The organism is Polaromonas sp. (genome assembly GCF_031411155.1).
Lineage (GTDB): Bacteria > Pseudomonadota > Gammaproteobacteria > Burkholderiales > Burkholderiaceae_C > Polaromonas.
The window spans coordinates 46,607-53,504 of sequence record NZ_JANOAL010000333.1; the positions used below are offsets into that span (position 1 = coordinate 46,607).

Here is a 6,898-nt window from a genome sequence, read left to right on the forward strand (position 1 = left end):
CGCCTCGCAGCGGCATAGCGCAAAGTCCTGATGCCAACCACGACGGGAACCGCGCAACGCCTGCCCGCCGCCATCTGGGCGCTGGGCTTTGTCAGCCTGCTGATGGACATTTCGTCCGAAATGATCCACAGCCTGCTGCCCGTCTTCATGGTCACGGTGCTGGGCACCAGCGTCTGGGCGGTCGGTCTGATTGAAGGCGCTGCCGAGGCCACGGCGCTCATCGTCAAGGTGTTCTCGGGCGTATTGAGCGACTACTGGGGCAGACGCAAGCCGCTGGCACTGCTGGGCTACGGCCTGGGCGCGGCTTCCAAGCCGCTTTTTGCGCTGGCGACCAGCACCGGCCTGGTGTTGGCGGCCCGCCTGATAGACCGCGTTGGCAAGGGCCTGCGCGGCGCCCCGCGCGATGCGCTGGTGGCCGACCTGGCCCCGTCCGGCATGCGCGGCGCGGCCTTCGGGCTGCGCCAGTCGCTCGACACCGTGGGCGCCTTCGTCGGCCCGCTGCTGGCCATGGGCCTGATGCTGCTGTGGGCGAACGACTTCCGGGCGATTTTCTGGGTGGCGATTGTTCCGGGCGTGCTGTCGGTGGCACTGCTGCTGTTTGGCGTGCAAGAGCCGGCGCCAGCCCAGCGCAGCCCCGGCGCAGCGCGGGTCAACCCGATCAGCAAGGCCAACCTGCAGCGCCTGAGCGCGCCTTACTGGCGCGTCGTGGTCATAGGCGCCGTTTTCACGCTGGCCCGCTTCAGCGAGGCCTTTTTGCTGCTGCGGGCGATGCAGGGCGGCCTGCCGGTGGCGTACACACCACTGGTGCTGATTGCGATGAATGCGGTGTATGCGCTGGGGGCCTACCCGTTCGGCAAGCTGTCGGACTCGGTGCGGCACAGCACGCTGCTGGCCTGGGGCCTGGTGGTGCTGATCGCGGCCGATCTGCTGCTGGCCTCGGGCAGCCACTGGACCTGGGTGTGGGCTGGCGTGGCACTGTGGGGACTGCATATGGCGATGACGCAGGGCCTGCTGGCCACCATGGTGGCCGACACCGCGCCGCCCGACCTGCGCGGCACGGCATTCGGTTTTTTCAACCTGGTCAGCGGCCTGGCGATGCTGCTGGCCAGCACCGTGGCCGGTGTGCTGTGGGACCAGTTGGGCGCGCCGGTAACCTTTGCCGCGGGCGCCGGCTTTGGCCTGGCGGCGCTGGCGCTGCTGGGCTACTGGCGCAGTGCCGGCCTGCAAAGCGCCTGAGCCGTCGGGCCATCCTCGCCTGACAATCCGCTTATCGGGCCGCCTCGATCTGCGCCTGCAGGCTGCGATAACGCGCCGCGCGCGGCCCGCCCAGCGCCACCGCGCGCTTGACGGCCAGCGCCGCATCGGCCCGCTGGCCCCGTTCCAGCAGGATTTGCGCCAGGTTGTTCCAGGCGTCGGCGAAGTCCGGGTGCAGCCGGGTCGCCGTCTGGTAGGCCGCCGTGGCGCGGTCCAGTTGGCCCAGCGTGTAGGCGGTGTTGCCGGCGCCCAGCAACGCCGCCCGGTGCCCGGGCCAGCTTTTCAGGGCCGTGGCATAAGCCGCCTGCGCGGCTTGCGGCTGCACCCGCTCCAGCGCGGCGGCGGCGGCCGTGTAGCGCTCGGCATCTGCGGTGGCCGGCAGGCGCGAAGGCGCAAGCGCCACCATGGACCACGAATCGCCCCGCGCCCAGGTGCGCTCAAAGGTAAACAGCGACATCTCCAGCCGCTCGGTCACGCCCGAATGCAGGGTGATGGTGTTGCGCGCGCGGTCAAAGCCAGTCACCACCGCGTAATGCCACAGCGGCGCAAATGAAAACGACAGGTTTTGCAGCACCAGCACCGGGTTGCCGGCCGCCACCTCCTGCAACAGGTCGCCCAGTTGCGGCGCCAGCGGATAGGCCATCAGGCCCTGGCGCCGGCCGGCGGCCAGCATTTCGACCTGCAGCGAGCCCTGGCGCTCCGGCAAATAGACCTGATCGGTCAGATCATCAGGCAGCACCCGCACCCCGGCCGCCTGCGCCACCATGGCCAGCGCCGCCGGGCCGCAGTGGTATTGCTCCTGCGGAAAAAACGGCACCTCCCTGATCTGCGCGCTAGCGGGCAAACCGGCCGGCCACTGTCGCTCCAGCTGCGTCACCTGCGGCGTGGCGCAGCCCGTCAGCGTCAGTGCCAACGCCGATAGCAGCCAAACAAAAACCCCCGCAACAGCGGGGGCCCGGAAGCACGACAGGCGCGGGGTCATCGCACCGATCGGGTGAACGGAAATATCTTGGTCAGGCCCAGAATATCGGTGATCAGCAGCACGATGAAGACCGTGAAGATCAGGCCCAGGATTTCGCCGCCCGCCGGCATCTGGTCAACCCGGGACGCCACCTGGGCGACCTCGGCATCGGACATGGCCTTGACGCGATCGGTGGCCGACGCGCTGCTCACGCCCCTGGCCTCCAGCGCCGCGCGCACATCCTCGCGGGCCAGAAAAGCGGAGACTTTTTCGCGGTCAGCGTCACCGGCCTGCGTTGACATGGCCTCGGCGGTGGACACCATGCTGGCCTGCGCGGCCAGCGGAAAGCCCATCAGGGTGGTGCTGACGATCAAGGCGGAAGCCAGCAGGCGTTTGAACGGATTCATGAAAATTCCTCGAAGTTTTTTGAATAAAAAGCAGCCGCCTGTGGTCTAAACACATATGTCCGGCTTGCAAAGGCTGCTTGCAGCGCTGCGACTCTAGCCAGCGCCCGTGCCAGCGTCAACACGGCTTACACCCCGAAACACGGTCAGCCAGTCTGTTGCCTTAAACCCGTGCCGCCGTCATTTTTTTCCACGCAGCCGTGTTAGCTGTTCAATGACGGCATCGATGTCCAGCGCGTCATCGGCATGGGCCAGATAGGTTTCCAGGTCGACCACTGCGCGGCTCGCGTCGCCCAGTGCCGCCCAGGCCTGGCCACGGTCCCGGTATTCGGTCCACGCGTCGGGCTGCAACACGATCAGGCGGTCCTGTACCGCAATCAGGCGCTGCCAGTCTTCCTGGGTTTTGTGAATTTCTTTCAGGTTGCGCAGCATGCGGCTGATGATCTCGCGCGGCGGCGCCGACTGCAGGTACAGGCCAATCGGCACTTCAAAATCGTCCGCCGCGCCGCTGCGCTGGCGAAAGGGTTCCAGCCGCTCGGCCAGTTCCTCGCGGCTCAGCGACTGGCCGCTGAACGGGTCAATCACCACCTGGCCCTTGGGCAGGTTAACCTTGAGCATGAAATGCCCCGGAAAAGCCACGCCGCGCGCGTTCAGGTCCAGCCCCACCGCCAGCTCCAGCCACAGCACGGCCAACGAAATCGGCACGCCGCGCCGGGTGCGCAGCACGGCGTTCAGGTAACTGTTGTCCGGGTCGTAGTAGTCATGGATGTTGCCGCCAAAGCTCAGGTCCCGAAAAAAGAACTGATTGAGCGCGCGCAGGCGCTGCAGGGCGGGCGCATCGGTTGGCAGGCGGCGTTTCAGCCGGGCCAGCAGCTGGTCCACATCCCCCAGCACCTGCTCCACATCGAGGTCGGGGTATTCATCCTGCGCCAGGCTGATGGCGGCTTCCAGCAGGGGAAAATGCTCGTCGCTTTGCACCAGGCTGGTGAAATATTGCAGGGGAGACGGCACGGCCAGATTTAATTCCATAAATGAGACTTTCTCACAAACCGGCGCGCAGCGCGAGTCGCCGCCGAATCAGCGCCGCAGCAACTGGCGAACCTTCAGGCCGGAGGCCCAAAGTGCTAGAAAATAAATAGCAGCAGAGCCGCATAAAACAAGGGCCAACAACCCAATTCTTCTTAAAGCGTCAAACTTCAGGCCGATCCAGTTGACACTGCCGGCGGCCCACAGCAAAAACACCGCCAGCAGTGCGCTGGCGGCAATCACCTGCAGCGCAAACAGGCCCCAGCCGGGCGACGGCTGGTAGCTGCCGCGCCGCAGCAGGCCCACCAGCAGCCACAACGCATTGATCAGCGCCCCGATGCCGATGGCCAGCGCCAGCCCGGCGTGCGCCAGCACCGGCACCAGCGCCAGATTGAGCAGCTGCGTGATCACCAGCACTACCACCGCAATGCGCACCGGCGTCTTGATGTCCTGGCTGGCGTAAAAGCCCGGCGCCAGCACCTTGATGGCCACCAGCCCCAGCAGGCCCGCGCCGTAGCCCATCAGCGCCGTCGTGGTCTGCTGCACGTCGCGGTCTGAAAAGGCGCCGTAGTGGTAGAGCGTGGCCACCAGCGGCTCGGCAAAGGTCAGCAGCGCCACCGCGCAGGGCACGGCCAGCAGCACCACCAGGCGCAAGCCCCAGTCCAGCATGGCCGAGTACCTGGCCGGGTCATTGGCCGCCTTGGCGGCGGCCAGTTGCGGCATCAGCACCACGCCCAGGGCGACGCCCAGCAGCGCGGTCGGGAACTCCATCAGGCGGTCGGCGTAGGTCAGCCAGCTGACGCTGCCAGGCGTCAGGTGCGAGGCGATCTGGGTGTTGATCAACAGCGAGATTTGCGCCACGCTGACGCCCAGCAGCGCCGGCAGCATTAGTCTTGCTATGTTTTTAGTAGCTGGATCCGCCCATGCCTGCTGGACCAGCGCCCAATTGAAGCCAATTTTTGGCAAAAGGCCTAACTTCAGCAGCGCCGGCACCTGCGCCGCCAGCTGCAGCATGCCGCCCACCATCACGCCCACCCCCAGCGCATACACCGGCTCGATGCCCTGGGCCTTGAACCAGGGCGAGCCCAGCCAGGCCGCGCCAATCATGGCCACATTGAGCAACACCGGCGTGGCCGCCGGCACCGCAAAGCGCCGCCAGGTGTTGAGAATGCCCGACGACAGCGCCACCAGCGACATGAAGCCGATGTAGGGAAACATCCAGCGCGTCATGAACACGGCGGCCTCAAACCCGCGCGGCTCCTGCTTCAGCCCGCTGGCCATGGCCCAGACCAGCACCGGCGCGCCCGCCACCCCGATCACGCAGGTCAGCAGCAGCGCCCAGGTCAGCAGGGTCGCCACCCGGTCAATCAGCAGCTTCGTGGCCTCCTCGCCGTGCTGGGTCCGGCTGGCGGCCAGCACCGGCACAAAAGCCTGGCTGAACGCGCCCTCGGCAAACAGGCGCCGAAACAGGTTGGGGATGCGAAATGCCACGTTGAAGGCATCGGTCATGGCGCTGGCGCCAAAGGTCGAGGCTATCAGCAGTTCCCGCACCAGGCCGGTGATTCGGGAAACCAGGGTGAGCAGGGAAACGGTGGAGGCGGATTTGAAAAGTGACACAAGAGGAGTTTAGCCCCCACGGTTGCTCACTTTGTGAGCGACCGTAGGGGCGCTATAATGTTAGGCTTCGCTTGCAACATCCACAGACTCCTCCCAGGATTAAAGGAAACTATTTATGGCAACCGCCAAACCCAAGAAAAAGAACCCCCGCCTCGCATCGGGCCGCAAACGCGTCCGCCAGGACATCAAACTCAACGCCGCGAACACCTCGCTGCGCTCCAAATACCGCACGGCTGTGAAAAACGTCGAAAAAGCCGTTGCAGCCGGTGACAAAGACAAGGCCAAAGACCTGTTCGCCAAGGCCCAGAGCATTGTGGACACGGTTGCCGACAAAGGCATCTTCCACAAGAACAAGGCAGCGCGCGACAAGAGCCGCCTGTCTGCCCGGGTCAAAGCCCTGGCACTCGCCACCCCCAAGGCCGCCTGAGCAATTAGGCAAACCGCCCGGACTGCTTCTTTTTTAAAGAAAAAGTCGTCCGCCGTTTTGTAGGGTGCGCTGCAAGTGAAGCAAAAAAGCCGTCGAAAGACGGCTTTTTTGATGGGCGCCCGGATTTACGGCTTGTCAGGAAGCAGGCAGGCCTCGGCCATCTGCAGGTCGTTGTCCCTGGCAAAGTTGATGGCGAAATCCCATGCCATCGGTTCGGCGTCGCGCAGCTCGGCGTTCACCACCACGCACTTCACGCCGTTGATCACCGTCGGCACGCACCAGGGCGAATAGGTCAGGTGGCTGCCAGGTTGCGGTCCGCCGGGGCGGAACTGGCTCATCACGCCGCACAGGCGGTCGGCCCAATCGCTGGGCCGGAAGGTTTTTCCGTCACGGGTCAGGCCCTGAATGAAGACTTCTTTGGCGGACTTGGAGATCATCAGGGGACCGTCGGGTGGAAGGTTTTTGGCGTGCCAGGGGCGGGGATATTGCCCATGCTGCACCGCACAAGTATTTTATCTTATATAAGACTCACGCCCGATTGCCCCGGCAGCTTGGCCCTCGCGCACGCCCTACCACGCATGACTGTGATGCAGTATCGTCACAAAAGGCCTCAGGCACTGCGCCTAAAATCATCTCAGGCCCCGCCACCTCGGTGTGGCCTGCTTCTTTAAGCCCTGTTCCAGCCCTGATTCCGGAGTTTTCGCATGACCGCTGCCCTGCCCCACCCCGTCGAAGCCGCCTCGCCCCACGTGATGAACACCTACGGCCGCCTGCCAATCGCGCTGTCGCATGGCCAGGGCTGCCGCGTCTGGGATGTCAACGGCAAGTGCTACCTCGACGCGTTGGGCGGCATCGCCGTCAATACCCTGGGGCACAATCACCCCAGGCTGGTGCCGGCGCTGCAAGACCAGATCGGCAAGCTCATCCACAGTTCCAACTACTACCATGTGCCGCTACAGGAAACGCTGGCGGCCAAACTGGTCGAGCTGTCCGGCCTGGAAAACGTCTTTTTCTGCTCCACCGGCCTGGAGGCCAATGAGGCCGCGCTTAAGCTGGCGCGCAAATTCGGCCATGACAAGGGCATAGACAAACCCGAAATCGTGGTCTATGAAAAGGCCTTTCACGGCCGCAGCATTGCCACGCTGAGCGCCACCGGCAACCCCAAGGTGCAGGCCGGCTTCGGCCCGCTGGTCGAAGGCTTCATCCGCG

General features: G+C 65.0%; 8 protein-coding genes. 3 read left to right on the top strand and 5 right to left on the bottom strand.

Translation table 11 applies throughout. The features are described 5' to 3' along the window. The first annotated feature begins 30 nt into the window (after positions 1-30). On the top strand, positions 31-1,236 hold the full coding sequence (locus RMO23_RS19475) for an MFS transporter (protein WP_309684834.1): 1,206 nt from the start codon (positions 31-33) through the stop codon (positions 1,234-1,236). Positions 1,237-1,267: 31 nt separating this feature from the next. Here the strand turns inward: RMO23_RS19475 and RMO23_RS19480 are convergent, their stop codons facing one another. The 4 genes from RMO23_RS19480 to murJ all read right to left on the bottom strand — a co-directional run bounded on the left by RMO23_RS19480 (position 1,268) and on the right by murJ (position 5,262). After that, on the bottom strand, positions 1,268-2,167 hold the full coding sequence (locus tag RMO23_RS19480) for a PA2778 family cysteine peptidase (protein ID WP_309684836.1): 900 nt from the start codon (positions 2,165-2,167) through the stop codon (positions 1,268-1,270). Positions 2,168-2,232: 65 nt separating this feature from the next. Continuing rightward, entirely contained in the window at positions 2,233-2,622 is a 390-nt protein-coding gene (locus RMO23_RS19485; protein WP_309684839.1) for a PA2779 family protein, read from the bottom strand. 177 nt (positions 2,623-2,799) lie between these two features. Further along, positions 2,800-3,648 (bottom strand): tetratricopeptide repeat protein, encoded by an 849-nt coding sequence (locus RMO23_RS19490; protein ID WP_309684842.1) that lies wholly within the window; start codon positions 3,646-3,648, stop codon positions 2,800-2,802. A 48-nt stretch (positions 3,649-3,696) separates the two neighbouring features. Then, a complete protein-coding gene (murJ, locus tag RMO23_RS19495; RefSeq protein ID WP_309684844.1) occupies positions 3,697-5,262 on the bottom strand; it encodes a murein biosynthesis integral membrane protein MurJ in 1,566 nt (521 codons plus the stop codon). 115 nt (positions 5,263-5,377) lie between these two features. Here murJ and rpsT point away from each other — a divergent pair, with 115 nt between their 5' ends. Next, positions 5,378-5,689 (top strand): 30S ribosomal protein S20, encoded by a 312-nt coding sequence (gene rpsT / locus RMO23_RS19500; protein WP_309684846.1) that lies wholly within the window; start codon positions 5,378-5,380, stop codon positions 5,687-5,689. Positions 5,690-5,814: 125 nt separating this feature from the next. Here rpsT and RMO23_RS19505 read toward each other — a convergent pair whose 3' ends face one another. Then, positions 5,815-6,126: a DUF3579 domain-containing protein gene (locus tag RMO23_RS19505; protein WP_309684848.1), complete on the bottom strand. Its 312-nt coding sequence runs from the start codon at positions 6,124-6,126 to the stop codon at positions 5,815-5,817. Between the two features lie 267 nt (positions 6,127-6,393). On the opposite strand from RMO23_RS19505, the gene RMO23_RS19510 reads away from it, so the two are divergent. Continuing rightward, a partial coding sequence (locus RMO23_RS19510) for an aminotransferase class III-fold pyridoxal phosphate-dependent enzyme (RefSeq protein ID WP_309684851.1) occupies positions 6,394-6,898 on the top strand: 505 nt, incomplete at its 3' end.